The sequence below is a fragment of the Pseudomonas sp. B7 genome, assembly GCF_016735645.1.
In the GTDB taxonomy this organism is placed as follows: domain Bacteria; phylum Pseudomonadota; class Gammaproteobacteria; order Pseudomonadales; family Pseudomonadaceae; genus Aquipseudomonas; species Aquipseudomonas glycinae.
This window is the reverse complement of record NZ_JAERRE010000002.1, coordinates 487,085-504,595: the sequence shown is the minus strand read 5'-3', so window position 1 is coordinate 504,595 and position 17,511 is coordinate 487,085. Positions and strand designations below refer to the sequence as shown.

The window sequence follows — 17,511 nt, the reverse complement described above, 5'->3', positions numbered from 1 at the left end:
GCGGCCCGGGATCGGCTGCTTGCGAAAAAAATCAATCTCGGGTAACCAATGGAACTGGCAAGTTCCCTGCAGTGCTCTACGACTGTAAAGCAGCTATGCAGAATCAACGGTCACCCGAGCAGTAGTACCTGGCATTGGCTGTGGAACTGCACAGCAGAAAACCGGGTACTCGTCTCAGGACAATGGAGCGTCGTAGATGAGTAACAAGAATAACGATGATTTGAAGTACCAGGCCTCGGAGAACACCCTGGGGCTGAATCCTGTCGTTGGGCTACGCGGAAAGGATCTGCTGGCCTCTGCTCGAATGGTGCTGACCCAGGCCATCAAACAACCGATCCATAGTGTCAAACACGTCACCCAGTTCGGCCTCGAACTGAAGAACGTGCTGTTCGGCAAATCCGACCTGCAACCGGCGGGCGATGACCGTCGCTTCGTCGATCCGGCTTGGAGTCAGAACCCGCTGTACAAACGTTATCTGCAGACCTACCTGGCATGGCGCAAGGAACTCCATGCCTGGATCGACGACAGCAGCCTCTCGCCCAAGGACATCGCGCGCGGCCACTTCGTGATCAACCTGATGACCGAGGCCATGGCCCCGACCAACACGGCGGCCAACCCGGCGGCGGTCAAACGCTTCTTCGAGACCGGCGGCAAGAGCCTGCTCGACGGCCTCTCGCACCTGGCCAAGGATCTGGTGCACAACGGCGGCATGCCGAGCCAGGTCAACATGGGCGCGTTCGAGGTCGGCAAGAGCCTGGGCGTGACCGAAGGCGCGGTGGTGTTTCGCAACGACGTGCTGGAGCTGATCCAGTACAAGCCGATCACCGAGCAAGTGCACGAGCGCCCGCTGCTCGTCGTGCCGCCGCAGATCAACAAGTTCTATGTATTCGACCTGAGCCCGGACAAGAGCCTGGCGCGTTTCTGCCTGCGCAACAATGTGCAGACCTTCATCGTCAGCTGGCGCAACCCGACCAAGGAACAGCGCGAGTGGGGCCTCTCGACCTACATCGAAGCCCTGAAGGAAGCGGTCGACGTGGTCACCGCGATCACCGGCAGCAAGGACGTCAACATGCTTGGCGCCTGCTCCGGCGGCATCACCTGTACCGCCCTGCTCGGCCACTATGCCGCCACGGGCGAGAACAAGGTCAATGCCCTGACCCTGCTGGTCAGCGTGCTCGACACCACCCTCGACAGTGATGTCGCACTGTTCGTCGACGAGCAGACGCTGGAAATGGCCAAGCGACACTCCTATCAGGCCGGCGTGCTCGAAGGCAAAGACATGGCCAAAGTCTTTGCCTGGATGCGTCCCAACGATCTGATCTGGAACTACTGGGTCAACAACTACCTGCTCGGCAACGAGCCGCCGGTATTCGACATCCTGTTCTGGAACAACGATACGACTCGACTGCCGGCCGCGTTCCACGGCGACCTGATCGAGATGTTCAAAAACAACCCACTGATCCGCCCCAATGCACTGGAAGTGTGCGGCACGCCGATCGACCTCAAGCAGGTGACCGCCGACATCTTCTCGCTGGCCGGCACCAACGACCACATCACGCCGTGGAAGTCCTGCTACAAGTCGGCGCAGCTGTTTGGTGGCAAGGTCGAATTCGTGCTGTCCAGCAGCGGACATATCCAGAGCATCCTGAACCCGCCGGGCAACCCGAAATCGCGCTACATGACCAGCGATGAAATGACCGCCAATGCCGATGACTGGCAGGAAAACTCGACCAAGCACGCCGACTCCTGGTGGCTGTACTGGCAGGCGTGGCAGGCCGCGCGCTCGGGCGAGCTGAAAAAGGCGCCGACCAAGCTGGGCAACAAGGCGTATCCGGCAGGCGAAGCTTCACCGGGCACTTACGTTCACGAGCGGTAACCGACACCCCTCACTCCCTGCGGGGAGTGAGGTGATCACTGAGATTGCGACCCACAGGGCCTTGAAGCATGCCGCACCCGTTCATCTTTCGAACTGTCGAGCTGGATGGCCAGACCATCCGCACGGCGGTCCGCCCCGGCAAGCCTCACTTGACGCCCTTGCTGATATTCAACGGCATCGGCGCCAACCTGGAGCTGGTGTTTCCTTTTGTCGCGGCGCTGGATCCGGATCTGGAAGTGATCGCCTTCGACGTGCCCGGTGTCGGCGGTTCCTCGACGCCGAGCCGGCCGTATCGCTTTCCGGGGCTGGCGAAGCTCACCGCGCGGATGCTCGATTACCTCGACTACGGACAGGTCAACGTGATCGGCGTGTCCTGGGGTGGCGCGCTGGCGCAACAGTTCGCCTACGACTATCCCGAGCGCTGCAAGAAGCTGGTGCTGGCGGCGACCGCTGCCGGTGCGGTGATGGTGCCTGGCAAGCCGAAAGTGCTGTGGATGATGGCCAGCCCACGGCGCTACATCCAGCCGTCACATGTGATCCGCATTGCCCCGATGATCTACGGCGGCTCGTTCCGCCGCGACCCGACACTCGCCGCCAGCCATGCGGCCAAGGTGCGCTCGGCGGGCAAGCTCGGTTACTACTGGCAACTGTTCGCGGGCCTGGGCTGGACCAGCATTCACTGGCTGCACAAGATCCACCAGCCGACCCTGGTGCTGGCCGGTGATGACGATCCGCTGATCCCGCTGATCAACATGCGCATGCTCGCCTGGCGAATCCCCAACGCGCAGCTGCACATCATCGACGACGGGCATCTGTTCCTGATTACCAGGGCCGAGGCGGTGGCGCCGATCATCATGAAATTCCTCCAGGAGGAACGTCAGCGTGCGGTGATGCATCCGCACCCGACACCGCTGGGCGGATAACCGTCCCGGCACGGATTTCTGGACAGCGTTTTGCAGCGCGTCTGGACAGGTGCGTGGCAGGAGGCCGCGCAAGCAGCAACCCGCAACAGCGTCTATGGTGTTCTGGTTCGGTGTGTTTGTTTTTGGCCTGAAGACGAAGGAGTGTTGAGTCATGCGTGACAAACCAGCGACGGGCGTCGTGCCCAGCCCCGCCGTGTTCATCAATGCACAGAGTGCCATGACCGGTCTGCGTGGCCGCGACCTGATCTCGACCTTGCGCAGCGTGGCAGCCCACGGCTTGCGCAATCCGATCCACAGTGCAAAACACGCCTTGAAGCTGGGAGGTGCGCTCGGACGCGTGCTACTCGGCGAAACCCTGCACCCGACCAATCCGCAGGACAGCCGCTTCGCCGATCCGGCGTGGAGCCTGAACCCGTTCTATCGGCGCAGCCTGCAGGCTTATCTGGCCTGGCAGAAACAGGTCAAGAGCTGGATCGACGAGAGCAGCATGAGTGACGACGACCGCGCCCGCGCGCATTTCGCCTTCACCCTGCTCAACGACGCCGTGGCGCCTTCCAACACCCTGCTCAATCCGCTGGCTGTGAAAGAACTGTTCAACTCCGGCGGCCACAGTCTGGTGCGCGGTCTCAGCCATCTGATTGATGACCTGCTGCACAACGACGGCCTGCCACGCCAGGTCACCAAACAAGCTTTCGAAGTCGGCAAGACCGTCGCCACCACCACCGGCTCGGTGGTGTTTCGCAATGAAATGCTCGAGCTGATCCAGTACCGGCCGATGAGCGAAAAACAGTATTCGAAACCGTTGCTGGTGGTGCCGCCGCAAATCAACAAGTACTACATTTTCGACCTCAGCCCGAGCAACAGCTTCGTCCAGTTCGCCCTGAAGAACGGTTTGCAGACCTTCATGATCAGCTGGCGCAACCCGGATGTGCGGCATCGCGAATGGGGCCTCTCGACCTACGTCGAAGCCGTGGAGGAAGCGATGAACATCTGCCGGGCGATCACCGGCGCCCGTGAGGTCAACCTGATGGGCGCCTGCGCCGGCGGGCTGACCATCGCGGCACTGCAAGGGCATCTGCAGGCCAAGCGGCAGTTGCGGCGAGTCTCCAGCGCCACCTATCTGGTGAGCCTGCTCGACAGTGAGATGAACACCCCGGCCACCCTGTTCGCCGATGAGCAAACGCTCGAAGCGGCCAAGCGGCGTTCCTATCAGAAAGGCGTGCTGGACGGCCGCGACATGGCCAAGGTGTTCGCCTGGATGCGCCCCAACGATTTGATCTGGAGTTATTTCGTCAACAACTATCTGCTGGGCAAGGAGCCGCCGGCGTTCGACATTCTCTACTGGAACAACGACAGCACCCGCCTGCCCGCCGCGTTTCACGGCGACATTCTGGACTTCTTCAAGCACAACCCGTTGACCCATCCGGGGGGCCTGGAAGTGTGCGGCACGCCGATCGACCTGCAGAAGGTCACGGTCGACAGTTTCAGCGTGGCCGGCATGAACGACCACATCACGCCGTGGGACGCGGTGTATCGCTCGACACTGTTGCTGGGCGGCGAGCGGCGCTTCGTGCTGTCCAACAGCGGCCACGTGCAGAGCATCCTCAACCCGCCGGGCAACCCGAAAGCCCATTACGTCGAGAACGGAAAGCTCAGCAGCGATCCGCGCGCCTGGTACTACGACGCCAAGAAAGTCGACGGCAGCTGGTGGCCGCAATGGCTGGAGTGGGTGCAGCAGCGCTCCGGCACCCTGCACGAAACCCGGATGACCCTCGGCAACGCCAATTACCCACCGATGGAAGCGGCACCCGGCACCTATGTGCGTGTGCGCTGACTGACCCAAGCCCTTTTAAGAAGACTGGATGAAAACAAGCGAACGGATCCTCGAATGTGCCCTGCAGTTGTTCAATGAAAAGGGCGAGCCGAACGTCTCCACCATGGAGGTTGCCAATGAGATGGGGATCAGCCCCGGCAACCTCTACTACCACTTCCACGGCAAGGAACCGCTGATTCTCGGGTTGTTCGAGCGTTTCCAGAACGACCTCGCCCCGCTGCTCGACCCGCCCGCTGATGTCGAACTGGCGCCGGAGGATTACTGGCTGTTCCTGCACCTGATCGTCGAACGGCTGGCGCAGTACCGCTTCCTGTTCCAGGACCTGTCGAACCTGGCCGGGCGTCTGCCGAAACTGGCCAAGGGCATTCGCCAGTTTCTCAACGTGCTCAAGCGTACGCTCGCGTCATTGCTGGCGCGGTTGAAGGCGTCGGGGCAGTTGGTCAGCGACACCCAGGCGCTAGGGCAACTGGTGGAGCAGATCACCATGACGCTGCTGTTCTCGCTGGACTATCAGCGGATTCTCGATCGCGAAGGGGAAGTGCGGCTGGTGGTGTACCAGATCATGATGCTGGTGGCGCCGCATCTGTTGCCACCGGTGAAGGTGGCGACGGAGAGGATGGCTTTGCAGTACCTCGAAGATCACGAGTAATCCGACGGCGTTTACCCAAACAAAAACGCCCGACCTTCACAGGCCGGGCGTTTTTTTGAGCCCTGAAAAATCAGGACTGACTGGTTGGCGTCGACGGAGTCGATGCAGCAGTCGGAGCAGGCGCCGGGGTTGGAGCCGAGGCGGAGTTCGACGTGCTTGCCAGTGCTTGCGGTGTGATCACCGGTTTTGGTGCTGCAGCTTTCGGCGCAGCGGCTTTCGGCGCGGCCGGTTTTTTCACTGCCGGTTTTTTCGCCGCAGCCGGTTTGGCGGCAGGCTTGGCAGCGGGTTTGGCGGCAGCGGTTTTCGCTGCTGGCTTGGCTGCTGACTTGGCCGCAGGTTTGGCGGCTGGTTTTGCTGCCGGCTTGGCGGCGGCCTTGGCGGCAACCGGTTTGGCCGCGGCTTTCGCTGCAGGCTTGGCGGCAGCGGTTTTGGCTGCTGCTTTTGCGGCCGGTTTGGCGGCGGCTTTAGCCAGTGGCTTGGCTGCGGTTTTGGCCGCAGGCTTGGCTGCTGCGGTTTTGGCCGCGACAGGCTGAGCTTTCAGGCCGGTGAGTTTTTCGATCTGCCTGGTCAGGGTATCGACCTTCTTGTGCAGATCCTTCACCTCGTTGCGGCTCGGTACGCCCAGGCGCGAAATCGCACTGTTCAGGCGCTTGTCGAAAGCCCCTTCCAGCTGATCCCAGGTGCCCAGCGCGCGATCTTTCACGCCGCTGATGCGCGATTTTGCCGAGCTTGCAGAATCCTTGGCAGCATCGACTTTCTTGCCGACTGCAGCCTTGGTGAGCTTCTCGGCTTTCTCGCCGTCTTTGACCAATGTATCGAAGAGCTTGCTGCCGTCAGTGTCGATCTTCGAGTACACGCCTAAACCAGCCAGCCAGATCTTGCGGGAATAGTCTTCGACTTTTCCGATCCACGAGCTGCCTTCTTTATCGGTGTTCTTTTTACCAGCCATCCCGTTCTCCTTAAGATTTACGCGCGACGCGTTCGAGCAATGCCGTCAGCTCATCGAGCTTAGCAGAGAGTGCCTCAACGTCATGTTTAGACGGAATGCCGATACGATTCAAGGCACTGGCGACACGTGTGTCGAAGGCCTTCTCGACCTTGTCCAGCTGAACTTCGACCCGGCCTTTGAAAGAGCTGACTTCGCTCTTGGCTTCATCGATCTCGGCGTTGGCTGCTTCGAGTTTTTCGGTGACGGCTTTTTTGCCTTTCTTTTCAACAGTTTGACCAGCCTTGATCAACTCCTGAAAGTACTCGCTGCCCTCCTGACCGACCTTGGTGTAGGCCCCCAGGCCTGCCAGCCAGATCTTGCGGGCATAGGATTTGACGTCGCTCAGAGCGGAAGTCGAAGCGTCGATTTTTTTCTTCAAAATGACTTTGGCCATGGTGCACCTCACGCGCAGAAGGTTTGAGGAACTGCCCTGACGAGTGTCGGGCTCAGGCACAAAGTAGGGAGAAAAATTAGAAACGGCACCCTAACAACTGACATAAAAGGCAGGTGCACGAGAAAAAAACGGGGAGCCCAAAGCTCCCCGTTTTGTCCTGATCAGACCAGCGCTTTATCCAGCGCCTTTTCGATCTCGGCTTTGATCATGCCGCTCATGGCCGACATCATCAGGCCCAGTTCGACGTCGACCCGGATCGAATCCTCGGCCACATGCACCGCGCCCTTCACGCCCGAACGCTTGAGGTTCAGGACATCGCCCGACCACTGCGGCTCCAGGCCATATTGATCGGAGAGTTTCTGCGCCAGTTTTTCGGCTTTCTCGCGGGCCGCTTCCTTGCCCAGGCTGTGGGCACGCTCAACACTGATATGGGCCATTGAATGACTCCTGCTTTTTGAATGGGGCTATGAATGCCTGCAACGAATCTTGACCGCCACTGCGGCAAATCGTCCCGAAGGTTGCCCATCTTACCTTTAGCCATTCCAAGACAAAGCATGGCTTGGGGATTAGAATGTCGCGCATTCTCTTTTGGTGACAGCGATATGACTGATCAGCGCAAAGGCAGCGATGCCGAACCCACCACTCACTTCGGCTTCAAAAACGTTCCGGAAAGCCAGAAAGCGGAAAAAGTCGCTGAGGTGTTCCACTCCGTGGCCGCCAAGTACGACCTGATGAACGACCTTCTGTCGGGCGGCATGCACCGTCTGTGGAAGCGTTTCGCGATCGAACTGTCGGGCGTACGCGCCGGCAACCGCGTGCTGGACATCGCCGGCGGTACGGGTGACCTGACCAAGAAATTCTCGCACCTGGTCGGCCCGACCGGTCAGGTGGTGCTAGCCGATATCAACGAATCCATGCTCAAGGTCGGCCGTGACCGCCTGCTGGATGTCGGCGTGTCGGGCAATGTCGAGTTCGTCCAGGCCGACGCTGAAAAGCTGCCGTTCCCGGACAACCATTTCGACTGCGTGACCATCGCCTTCGGCCTGCGCAACGTGACGCACAAGGAAGACGCCCTGCGCTCGATGCTGCGCGTCCTCAAGCCGGGCGGCCGCCTGCTGGTGCTGGAATTCTCCAAGCCGACCAACGCGCTGATGTCCAAGGCCTACGACGCCTACTCGTTCGCCTTCATGCCGTTGATGGGCAAACTGATCACCAACGACTCGGAAAGCTATCGCTACCTGGCCGAATCGATCCGCATGCACCCGAATCAGGAAACCCTGAAGTCGATGATGGTCGACGCCGGTTTCGATCGCGTGACCTATCACAACATGACCGCAGGCATCGTCGCCCTGCACCGCGGTATCAAACCCTGATGCTGCTGACCGGGCTGCTCGCCAGCGTCGAACTCGGCCTGAACCGCGTGCTGCGTCTCGACAGCACGGCGCTGCCGCGACTGGCGCACCTGACCGGCAAAGTGATTGCCGTGGATTGCCGCAGCCCGGCGCTGCAACTGTTCATTCTGCCGAGCGACGAAGGCCTGATGCTGGCGTCCCACTGGGAAACCGGCGTCGACTGCACCCTGCGCGCCCCGGCCTCGAGTCTGGTGAAACTGGCCCTGAGCAAGGACAAGACGGCGGTGCTGCACGCGCCGGAAGTCGAACTCGACGGCGACAGCGGCGTGCTGCTGGAGCTGGCGGGCGTGCTGCAGGACCTGGAGCTGGACTGGGAGTACGAACTCTCGCGCTGGCTGGGACCTGTCGCCACGCAACTGGTCGGCGGCCACCTGCGCAGCCGCGCCCGCTGGTATCAACAAGGATTTGCCAGCCTCAACCAGAACCTCGCCGAATACCTGGCCGAAGAATCGCGCACCCTCGTCGGGCAGCGCGAAGCCGAAGCCCGCTTCAGCGAACTGGACCGGATCAAACTCGATCTGGAACGTCTCGAGGCGCGCTTCGAGCGCCTTTCCCGATCCCTCGACCCAAGCGATAACGCATGAAGCTGCTCGCCGTCCGCCGTCTGTTGCGCATCCAGCGCGTCGTGATCCGCTACCGCCTCGATGACCTGCTGTTCGATCTGCCGTTGCCGTGGTTCCTGCTGGCGCTGCGCTACGTCCTGCCGTGGCGCTGGTTCCCGCGCAAGCCGCTGGACCTGAGCCGTGGCGCACGCCTGCGCCTGGCCTTGCAGGACCTGGGGCCGATCTTCATCAAGTTCGGGCAGATCCTTTCGACCCGCCGCGACCTGCTGCCGGAAGACATCGCCGATGAGCTGATGCGGTTGCAGGACCGCGTGCCGCCGTTCGATTCGCAGCTGTCGGTCAAACTGATCGAAGAGCAACTGGGCAAGAAGATCAGCGAAGTGTTCAGCCGCTTCGACGTCGAACCGCTGGCCTCGGCCTCGGTGGCGCAGGTGCACGCCGCGCAACTGAAGACCGGTGAAGAAGTGGTGGTCAAGGTGATCCGCCCGGGTCTGAAACCGATCATCGCCCAGGATCTGGCGTGGCTGTTCATCCTCGCCCGCGCCGCCGAAAAAGTCTCCGCCGACGCCCGTCTGCTGCACCCGGTGGACGTGGTCAGCGACTACGAAAAAACCATCTACGACGAACTCGACCTGTTGCGCGAGGCGGCCAACGCCAGCCAGTTGAAGCGCAACTTCGAAGGCTCGCCGCTGTTGTATGTGCCGCAAGTCTATTGGGACTGGTGCCGGCCGAAAGTGCTGGTGATGGAGCGCATCTACGGGATTCAGGTGACCGATCTGGCGACCCTCGCCGACCAGCGCACCGACATGAAGATGCTCGCCGAGCGCGGCGTGGAGATCTTCTTCACCCAGGTGTTCCGCGACAGTTTCTTCCACGCCGACATGCACCCGGGCAACATCTTCGTCAGCACCGTCAACCCGTGGAGCCCGCAGTACATCGCGATCGACTGCGGCATCGTCGGCAGCCTGACCCCGGAAGACCAGGACTATCTGGCGCGCAACCTGTTCGCCTTCTTCAAGCGCGACTACCGCCGCGTGGCGCAATTGCACATCGATTCGGGCTGGGTGCCGGCGGAAACCAAGCTCAACGAATTCGAAGCGGCGATCCGTACCGTGTGCGAGCCGATCTTCGAAAAACCATTAAAAGATATTTCATTTGGCCAGGTGCTGATGCGCCTGTTCCAGACCGCGCGCCGCTTCAACATGGAAGTGCAGCCGCAACTCGTATTGCTGCAAAAGACGTTGCTGAACATCGAAGGCCTGGGCCGTCAGCTGTACCCGGACCTCGATCTGTGGAATACCGCACAGCCGTTCCTCGAGCGCTGGATGCGCGAGCGCGTCAGCCCGAAAGCCTTGATCGGCAACGTCCAGAGCCAGTTCCAACAACTGCCGCACCTGGCCAACATGGCCCGCGACCTGCTCGAACGCATGTCCCAGCCCCACGCCAACGACCCGCCACCGCCGTGGAAAAAACGCAAGGACGACTGGTTCCTGCGCCTGCTCGGCAGCGCCCATCTGGCGGGCGGTACGATCCTCGCCGCCGGGGGCCCGTTGCACGAACTGGGGCATTGGCCCGCCGGGATCATGGTGGCAGTCGGCTTGTATCTGGTCGTTCGCCGATAGCCAGTTCCGTGATCGGCTGGCACACTGTTTCAACGCCTGAACCCGACTATTTAAGTGTGGGTTCGCTGTCGGAGTCGAAGATGAAAAACTGGCTGGACGAGATCAAGTGGGACGCCGATGGCCTGGTGCCGGCGATTGCCCAGGATCACAAGACCGGACGCGTATTGATGATGGCCTGGATGAACCGCGAAGCCCTGGAGCTGACCGCGGCGGAAAACCGTGCCATCTATTGGTCACGTTCCCGTGGCAAGCTGTGGCGCAAGGGCGAAGAGTCCGGCCACGTACAGACGCTGCATGAAATGCGTCTGGACTGCGACGCCGACGTCATCATCCTGATGGTCGAGCAGATCGGCGACATTGCTTGCCATACCGGCCGTCAAAGCTGCTTCTACCGCGTCTTCGAAAACGGCGACTGGAAAACGGTCGACCCGGTCCTGAAAGACCCGCACGCTATTTACTCCGCAGGACACAAACATGAGTGACACCCTGACCCGCCTCGCTCAGGTGCTGGAAGAGCGCAAGGGCGCTGCTGCCGACAGTTCGTATGTGGCTAGTCTGTATCACAAGGGCTTGAACAAGATTCTGGAAAAGGTCGGCGAAGAATCGGTCGAAACGATCATCGCCGCCAAGGACGCCGCCGTCAGCGGCGACTGCAGCGACGTGATCTACGAGACCGCCGACCTGTGGTTCCACAGCTTGGTCATGCTTGCCCAGTTGGGGCAGCATCCGCAGGCGGTGCTGGATGAACTGGATCGCCGTTTCGGCCTGTCCGGACACGTCGAGAAAGCCTCGCGCCCGTCCGCCTGAACAACTTCAAAAGAGGAACAGCAACATGGGCATTTTTGACTGGAAACACTGGATCGTCATCCTGGTGGTCGTGGTACTGGTGTTCGGTACCAAGAAACTGAAGAACCTCGGCACCGACGTTGGCGAGTCGATCAAGGGCTTCCGTAAAGCCATGAACGACGACGAAAAACCGGCCGATCCGACCGTCACGCCTGCGCAACCGGTACCGCCGGTACAGCCGCAAGCCACCGCTCAGGCCAACCCGCCGCACACCATCGATGTGCAGGCGCAGAAAGTCGAAGAGCCGATCCGCAAAGACGTGTGAGCACTGACTAATGTTTGGTATCAGCTTCTCTGAACTGCTGCTCGTCGGCCTCGTCGCCCTGCTGGTGCTGGGCCCCGAGCGTCTGCCGGGCGCTGCACGCACCGCCGGCCTGTGGGTCGGACGGCTGAAGCGCAGCTTCAACGCGATCAAACAGGAAGTTGAGCGTGAAATCGGTGCCGACGAAATCCGTCGGCAACTGCACAACGAGCACATCCTGTCACTGGAACAGGAGGCGCGGAAGATTTTCACGCCGGTTCAGCAGGAGCCGACGCCGGTCGAGCACGTGGGTGAGCAGACGATTCACAGCCCTGCCGCTCCAACGCCAGCGGCACCTGCTGTAGCGCCAACCGAATCAGCGCCTGTCGTCGCGCCAGCCTCGGTTGAACACGTAGCCCAAACCGCCGCGCCGACCACACCAGCGCCAAACGACACCACTCAGCCGCCGCGAGCCCCATGACAAGGGCCTGTCATCGGTCATTTCCTGTGTCGCGTTGTCGCCTGAAAGCGGGCCAGGCAAGGCGTAGTCCGCAGGGAATGTGTTTTACCTTTCCAAGGACTACAACGCAGCCTGGCCCGCTTTCAGGCACAACCCGAAGGGCCGGCCTGTATTTGCGCAGGGCTGCGTTACTCGTTGCTTATTTGAAACGCCAAACTACGCGCCTCGCGCCTTGCCCTGCGCAAATACGGGCTCGGCGCGACACAGGAAATGACCGATGACAGGCCCTAGCCTCCCCGAAAACGACCAGCACATGCCGCTGGTTTCGCACCTCACCGAGTTGCGCACCCGCCTGCTGCGTTGCGTGGCGGCGATCTTCATCATCTTCGCCGGGCTGTTTGCCTTCACCCAGCAGATCTACACCTTCGTCTCGACGCCGCTGCGCGAATACCTGCCGGCCGGCGCGACGATGATCGCCACCGACGTGTCGTCGCCGTTCCTGACGCCGCTGAAACTGACGATGATGGTCTCACTGTTCCTGGCGATTCCGGTGATCCTGCATCAGATCTGGGGCTTCATCGCACCGGGTCTGTACAAGCACGAGAAGCGTGTCGCAGTGCCGTTGCTGATCTCCAGCATCCTGCTGTTCTACACCGGCATGGCGTTCGCCTACTTCTTCGTGTTCCCGCTGATCTTCAAGTTCTTCGCCTCGGCCACCCCGGCCGGCGTGGAAATGATGACCGACATCACCAGTTACCTCGATTTCGTCATGACGCTGTTCTTCGCCTTCGGCGTGGCGTTCGAAATCCCGGTGGCCGTGGTGCTGCTGGTGTGGATCGGCGTGGTCGACGTCAAATACCTGAAGAAGATCCGTCCGTACGTGATCATCGGCTGCTTCGTGGTCGGCATGATCCTGACCCCGCCGGACATCTTCTCCCAGACCCTGCTGGCCGTGCCGATGTGGATGCTGTTCGAAGTCGGCATCCTCTTCGGCAGTCTGGTCAGCAAGCGCGAGCGCCCGGAAGAAACCGCCGACGATCACAACGACCAGCCGCCAGCGACTCAGCCATGAACCTGCTGCTGCTCGAAGAGGCCGACTTCATTGCGGCCGACCGCGTCGTGCTGCGTGATCGGCGCCTGACCCACATGCAGGAAGTCCACCGTTCGGAAGTCGGCGACAGCCTGCGGGTCGGGCGCATTGGCGGGCTGATGGGCTCGGCCGAGCTTTTGCGCCTTGACGCGGGCGAAGCCGAGCTGCGAGTCAACCTCGATCAACCGCCACCGGCCAAACTGCCGCTGACCCTGGTGCTCGCCCTGCCCCGCCCGAAGATGCTGCGCCGGGTGTTCCAGACCGTGGCGACCATGGGCGTGTCGAAGGTGATTCTGGTCAACAGCTACCGGGTCGAGAAAAGCTTCTGGCAGACGCCGTTCCTCGAACCGGACGCCATCCGCGAACAACTGATCCTCGGCCTCGAACAGGCTCGGGATACGGTGCTGCCGGAGATCATCATCGAGAAGCGCTTCAAGCCGTTCGTCGAAGATCGCCTGCCGGCCATCACCGACGGCACCCTCGGTCTGGTCGGCCATCCGGGCAATTTCCCGCCCTGCCCCCGCGCCCTGAACGAACCGGTGACCCTGGCGATCGGCCCCGAGGGTGGCTGGATTCCCTACGAAATCGATCTGCTGGCCAAGGCCGGGCTGCAACCGGTGCAGCTTGGCGAGCGAATCCTGCGGGTCGAAACCGCCGTCACCGCGCTGCTGGCCCGGCTGTTCTGAAGTCTTCGCCAGACAAAAGGCGTTACAGATTGCCATCATCTGGCCGATACCCTCTCCATAAGTCCAATTAGTGGTCCGAGGGGAGTCGTCGCATGTACCGTTGGTTAGCCGAGAGTCTTGGAAACGTCAGCGTCAAACGTAAGCTTGGAATCGGTTTCGGCCTGGTGCTGCTGCTGACCCTGTTGATCACCTTCACCGGCTGGACCGGCATGAGCGGGATCATCAGCCGGGGTGACAAGCTCGGGTTCATCTCCAGCCTCAACGAGCTGACCAAAGACCTGCGCCTGGCACGCCTGGACTATGAAGCCCGCCGTGGCGAACAGGGCCCTGGCGCGGTCAACGACCTGCTCGGCAAGCTCGACAGCGGCCTGCAAAGCGCGCGCGGCATGATCGAGCAACCGTCCGACGTGGCCATGATCGACCAGCAACTCGCGGCGGTCGCCGAGTACAAACGCGCCTTTGCCGACATGACCCAGGCCACCGTGCAGCGTGAAGACGCCCGCAGCAAACTCGGCGCCAGCGCCGATAACGCCGTGGCCAAGGTCAGCGAAGTCGAGAAATCCCTGCTGCAAGGCGACAGCGTTGCGCAATTCAACAGCGTGATCGAGCTGAGCAAACTGCTGCAGCAGGCGCGCTATCAGGTGCGCGGCTACACCTACAGCGGCAAGGCCGAAGCCGAACAACCGGCGCTGGATGCCATCGCCGCGGCCCTGAACAATCTCGAAAGCCTGCCGAGCAAACTGCCCGAGCAACACATCGCCAACCTGCAACAGGCCACCGAATCGCTGAAGGCTTACCGCGCTGCCGTCAGCCAGTTCCGCGACTCCCAGGTGAACAACGCGAAGGCCATGGCGCGAATGACCGCTCAGGGCGACATCCTGCTCGACGTCAGCAAGAAACTTACCGAATCTCAGACCATCGTCCGCGACACCGATGCCGCGCACGCCAAAAACATGCTGATGATCGCCACCCTGCTGGCCCTGGCCTTCGGTCTGCTGGCGGCCTGGGCGATCACCCGGCAGATCATCATTCCGCTGGAGCAAACCCTGAAAGTCGCCGAGCGCGTGGCCGCCGGTGACCTGACCCACAATCTGGTATCCCTGCGCCGCGATGAACTTGGTCAACTGCAACGCTCGATGCAGAGCATGACTCAGGGCCTGCGCGAATTGATCGGCGGCATCAGCGACGGCGTGACCCAGATCGCCAGCGCCGCCGAAGAATTGTCCGCCGTGACCGAGCAGACCAGCGCCGGGGTCAACAATCAGAAAATCGAGACCGACCAGGTCGCCACCGCCATGAACGAAATGGCCGCCACCGTGCAGGAAGTCGCGCGCAACGCCGAGGAAGCTTCGGAAGCCGCGGTCGCTGCTGATCAGCAGGCCCGTGAAGGCGACAAGGTGGTTGGCGAGGCGATCGCCCAGATCGAACGTCTGGCTGCCGAAGTCGGCCACTCCACCGAGGCCATGGGCGAGCTCAAGCGCGAGAGCGACAAGATCGGCAGCGTGCTCGACGTGATCAAGTCCGTGGCTCAGCAAACCAACCTGCTGGCCCTCAACGCCGCCATCGAGGCCGCCCGTGCCGGTGAAGCCGGACGTGGTTTTGCGGTGGTCGCCGACGAAGTTCGCAGCCTCGCCCAGCGCACCCAGAAGTCCACCGAAGAGATCGAAGAGCTGATCGTCGGACTGCAGAACGGCACCCAGCAAGTGGCAACGATCATGGACAACAGCCGCACCCTGACCGACAGCAGCGTCGAGCTGACCCGGCGTGCCGGTGGTTCGCTGGAAAGCATCACCCGCACCGTTTCGGCGATTCAGGCGATGAACCAGCAGATCGCTGCGGCGGCCGAGCAGCAGAGCGCTGTGGCTGAAGAGATCAACCGCAGCGTGCTGAACGTGCGGGATGTCTCGGACCAGACCTCGGCGGCCAGTGAAGAGACAGCGGCCTCCAGCGTCGAGCTGGCGCGTTTGGGCACTCACCTGCAAACGCTGGTGGGCCGGTTCAAGGTGTAAGTGGACGCCCGATCGTTCCCACGCTCCGCGTGGGAATGCATCCTGTGACGCTCCGCGTCACGCTTGCGAAGGGACGCAGAGCGTCCTGGGCGGCATTCCCACGCAGAGCGTGGGAACGATCAGTGATAAAAAACGCAGCCAATGGCTGCGTTTTTTTTGCCCTGCGTTTAGAGGACTTGCCGCAGGAACGCCTGGGCTCGCGGATCCTTCGGTGCATCGAAGAACTCGGCCGGCGAGGCGTCTTCCAGCAGTTTGCCGTGATCGAAGAACAGCACCCGATCCGCCACTTCACGGGCGAAGCCCATTTCGTGGGTCACGCAGACCATGGTCATGCCTTCCACGGCCAGGTTCTTCATCACGTCCAGCACTTCGCCGACCATTTCCGGATCGAGGGCCGAGGTCGGCTCGTCGAACAGCATGACCTTGGGGTCCATCGCCAGCGCCCGGGCAATTGCCACGCGCTGCTGCTGACCGCCGGACAGGCGCGACGGATATTCGCGGGCCTTCTGGGCGATGCCGACCTTCTCCAGCAATGCCAGAGCCTTGGCCTCGCTTTCCTTCTGGCCGCGCTTGCGCACGACTTTCTGCGCCAGGCACAGGTTCTCCAGCACGGTCATGTGCGGGAACAGATTGAAATGCTGGAACACCATGCCGACTTCGCGGCGGTAGGCGTTGACGTCGGTTTTCGGGTCGGCCAGTTGCAGGCCGTCGATGCTCACCGAGCCGGAATCGAATTCTTCCAGACCATTGAGGCAACGCAGGAACGTCGACTTGCCGGAACCGGACGGGCCGATCACCACCAGCACTTCGCCCTTGGCCACGGAGGTGCTGACGTTATCCACCGCGCGCACCACTTGCCCACGGGTGTCGAAGACTTTTACCAGATCGCGGACTTCAATCACTTTGCGCGAGCCTCCGCTCAAGCCGGCTGGCGATTTTCGACAGCGGCAGGTTGATCAACAGGTAGAGGCCGGCGACGCAGAACAGGATCTCGAACGGCGAGAACGACGTGGTGATGACTTCACGACCGCTTTTCAGCAGCTCGGTGATGGCGATCACCGACACCAGCGAGGTGTCTTTGACCAGACTGATGAATTGCCCGGCCAGCGGTGGCAGCACGCGCTTGAACGCCTGCGGCAGCACCACATGACGCATCGACTGGCCGGCACTCAGACCCAGCGAACGCGCCGCTTCGTTCTGGCCACGGGCAATCGACTGCACACCGGAACGGATGATTTCCGCCACGTAGGCACCGGTGAACAGCGACAGCGCGGCGATCCCGGCGAACTCCCGGGACAGGTTCATCACCGTGCCGATGAAGAAATAGAAAATGAAGATCTGCACCAGCAGCGGCGTGCCGCGCACCAGTTCGACATAGATCGTCGACAGGTCGCGCAGGGTCGGGTTGCTCGACAGCCGGCACAGCCCGGTGGCCAGACCGATGAGCAAGCCCAGCACGCCGGACACCACCGACAGCCAAAGCGTGGTCCACAGGCCCCACAACAGCGGGCCCGCCGCCCAATGCCGGGTCACGCCCACGACGTCGCCTTCGGCCACATCGTCGCCCTGAGCGAATTGCAGGCTGTTTTCGTCGACGGTCAGGTGCTGCTCGTCACCGGCATCGTTGCGCAGGGTGACCTGCGCGCTGCCACCTTTGCGCACCAGTTCGCTGACGGTGGAAATGTCGGTCGCGCGCTGGGTTTCCTCGGCCTGATAGGCGAAGTACTGCGGCACGCGGTTCCAGCGCCATTCGTAGGACATCAGCGACGTGGCGTAATACAGCGCGCCGGCCAGGCCGACCAGCACCAGCACGGTCAGGACGTGCCAGGGCCATTGGGCTTTTTTCTGTTTCATGGGTTTAGCGAAATCCGAAAGTTATGTCGCCGGGGAGGCCGCCTTCGCGGGCAAGTCGAATCGT

General features: G+C 61.7%; 19 protein-coding genes and 1 pseudogene. 15 read left to right on the top strand and 5 right to left on the bottom strand.

Annotated elements, in window-relative coordinates; genetic code table 11:
* The first annotated feature begins 196 nt into the window (after positions 1-196).
* The 4 genes from phaC (JKA62_RS07215) to JKA62_RS07200 all read left to right on the top strand — a co-directional run bounded on the left by phaC (JKA62_RS07215) (position 197) and on the right by JKA62_RS07200 (position 5,282).
* Positions 197-1,876, top strand: a complete 1,680-nt coding sequence (phaC, locus tag JKA62_RS07215; protein ID WP_011332067.1) for a class II poly(R)-hydroxyalkanoic acid synthase — start codon at positions 197-199, stop codon at positions 1,874-1,876.
* A gap of 68 nt (positions 1,877-1,944) precedes the next feature.
* Positions 1,945-2,799 carry a poly(3-hydroxyalkanoate) depolymerase gene (gene phaZ / locus JKA62_RS07210; protein ID WP_007952412.1) on the top strand — a complete coding sequence of 285 codons (855 nt, stop codon included), beginning with the start codon at positions 1,945-1,947 and terminating at the stop codon, positions 2,797-2,799.
* A 151-nt stretch (positions 2,800-2,950) separates the two neighbouring features.
* A complete protein-coding gene (gene phaC, locus JKA62_RS07205) occupies positions 2,951-4,633 on the top strand; it encodes a class II poly(R)-hydroxyalkanoic acid synthase (protein ID WP_011332066.1) in 1,683 nt (560 codons plus the stop codon).
* Between the two features lie 28 nt (positions 4,634-4,661).
* Entirely contained in the window at positions 4,662-5,282 is a 621-nt protein-coding gene (locus JKA62_RS07200; RefSeq protein WP_007952414.1) for a TetR/AcrR family transcriptional regulator, read from the top strand.
* A 70-nt stretch (positions 5,283-5,352) separates the two neighbouring features.
* Here the strand turns inward: JKA62_RS07200 and JKA62_RS07195 are convergent, their stop codons facing one another.
* From JKA62_RS07195 to JKA62_RS07185, 3 genes are all read right to left on the bottom strand, one after another.
* Positions 5,353-6,231, bottom strand: a complete 879-nt coding sequence (locus JKA62_RS07195; RefSeq protein ID WP_201817078.1) for a phasin family protein — start codon at positions 6,229-6,231, stop codon at positions 5,353-5,355.
* A gap of 10 nt (positions 6,232-6,241) precedes the next feature.
* Complete coding sequence (locus tag JKA62_RS07190; RefSeq protein WP_007952416.1) at positions 6,242-6,664, bottom strand: phasin family protein; 423 nt, start codon at positions 6,662-6,664, stop codon at positions 6,242-6,244.
* 161 nt (positions 6,665-6,825) lie between these two features.
* Positions 6,826-7,101, bottom strand: a complete 276-nt coding sequence (locus JKA62_RS07185) for a polyhydroxyalkanoic acid system family protein (RefSeq protein WP_011332064.1) — start codon at positions 7,099-7,101, stop codon at positions 6,826-6,828.
* Between the two features lie 165 nt (positions 7,102-7,266).
* Here JKA62_RS07185 and ubiE point away from each other — a divergent pair, with 165 nt between their 5' ends.
* The 11 genes and pseudogenes from ubiE (at position 7,267) to JKA62_RS29190 (ending at position 15,593) form a co-directional block, all read left to right on the top strand.
* Positions 7,267-8,037: a bifunctional demethylmenaquinone methyltransferase/2-methoxy-6-polyprenyl-1,4-benzoquinol methylase UbiE gene (ubiE, locus tag JKA62_RS07180; RefSeq protein WP_007952418.1), complete on the top strand. Its 771-nt coding sequence runs from the start codon at positions 7,267-7,269 to the stop codon at positions 8,035-8,037.
* Positions 8,037-8,660 carry a ubiquinone biosynthesis accessory factor UbiJ gene (locus tag JKA62_RS07175; protein ID WP_007952419.1) on the top strand — a complete coding sequence of 208 codons (624 nt, stop codon included), beginning with the start codon at positions 8,037-8,039 and terminating at the stop codon, positions 8,658-8,660. Before ubiE ends, JKA62_RS07175 begins: the two co-directional genes overlap by 1 nt.
* Positions 8,657-10,261 carry a ubiquinone biosynthesis regulatory protein kinase UbiB gene (gene ubiB / locus JKA62_RS07170; protein WP_201817071.1) on the top strand — a complete coding sequence of 535 codons (1,605 nt, stop codon included), beginning with the start codon at positions 8,657-8,659 and terminating at the stop codon, positions 10,259-10,261. The genes JKA62_RS07175 and ubiB overlap by 4 nt, the downstream gene beginning before the upstream one ends.
* An 80-nt stretch (positions 10,262-10,341) precedes the next feature.
* Positions 10,342-10,743, top strand: coding sequence for a phosphoribosyl-AMP cyclohydrolase (gene hisI, locus JKA62_RS07165; RefSeq protein ID WP_007909357.1), 402 nt, complete (start codon positions 10,342-10,344; stop codon positions 10,741-10,743).
* Positions 10,736-11,068 carry a phosphoribosyl-ATP diphosphatase gene (locus tag JKA62_RS07160; RefSeq protein ID WP_047699744.1) on the top strand — a complete coding sequence of 111 codons (333 nt, stop codon included), beginning with the start codon at positions 10,736-10,738 and terminating at the stop codon, positions 11,066-11,068. Before hisI ends, JKA62_RS07160 begins: the two co-directional genes overlap by 8 nt.
* Positions 11,069-11,093: 25 nt before the next feature.
* Entirely contained in the window at positions 11,094-11,372 is a 279-nt protein-coding gene (locus JKA62_RS07155; RefSeq protein WP_007952423.1) for a twin-arginine translocase TatA/TatE family subunit, read from the top strand.
* Positions 11,373-11,382: 10 nt separating this feature from the next.
* Positions 11,383-11,829: a Sec-independent protein translocase protein TatB gene (tatB, locus tag JKA62_RS07150; protein WP_011332062.1), complete on the top strand. Its 447-nt coding sequence runs from the start codon at positions 11,383-11,385 to the stop codon at positions 11,827-11,829.
* 256 nt (positions 11,830-12,085) lie between these two features.
* Positions 12,086-12,880: a twin-arginine translocase subunit TatC gene (gene tatC / locus JKA62_RS07145; protein WP_011332061.1), complete on the top strand. Its 795-nt coding sequence runs from the start codon at positions 12,086-12,088 to the stop codon at positions 12,878-12,880.
* A complete protein-coding gene (locus tag JKA62_RS07140; RefSeq protein ID WP_201817064.1) occupies positions 12,877-13,584 on the top strand; it encodes a 16S rRNA (uracil(1498)-N(3))-methyltransferase in 708 nt (235 codons plus the stop codon). The genes tatC and JKA62_RS07140 overlap by 4 nt, the downstream gene beginning before the upstream one ends.
* A 92-nt stretch (positions 13,585-13,676) precedes the next feature.
* Positions 13,677-14,738 (top strand): annotated as a pseudogene (locus JKA62_RS29195) (methyl-accepting chemotaxis protein); the annotation flags it as partial.
* Entirely contained in the window at positions 14,721-15,593 is an 873-nt protein-coding gene (locus JKA62_RS29190) for a methyl-accepting chemotaxis protein (protein WP_371850981.1), read from the top strand. The pseudogene JKA62_RS29195 and the gene JKA62_RS29190, both read left to right, overlap by 18 nt.
* Before the next feature lie 167 nt (positions 15,594-15,760).
* Here JKA62_RS29190 and JKA62_RS07130 read toward each other — a convergent pair whose 3' ends face one another.
* Together JKA62_RS07130 and JKA62_RS07125 are read right to left on the bottom strand one after the other, a co-directional pair.
* On the bottom strand, positions 15,761-16,495 hold the full coding sequence (locus tag JKA62_RS07130; protein WP_064592877.1) for an amino acid ABC transporter ATP-binding protein: 735 nt from the start codon (positions 16,493-16,495) through the stop codon (positions 15,761-15,763).
* Positions 16,488-17,447 (bottom strand): amino acid ABC transporter permease, encoded by a 960-nt coding sequence (locus tag JKA62_RS07125; protein WP_007952431.1) that lies wholly within the window; start codon positions 17,445-17,447, stop codon positions 16,488-16,490. Before JKA62_RS07125 ends, JKA62_RS07130 begins: the two co-directional genes overlap by 8 nt.
* Positions 17,448-17,511: the final 64 nt, after the last annotated feature.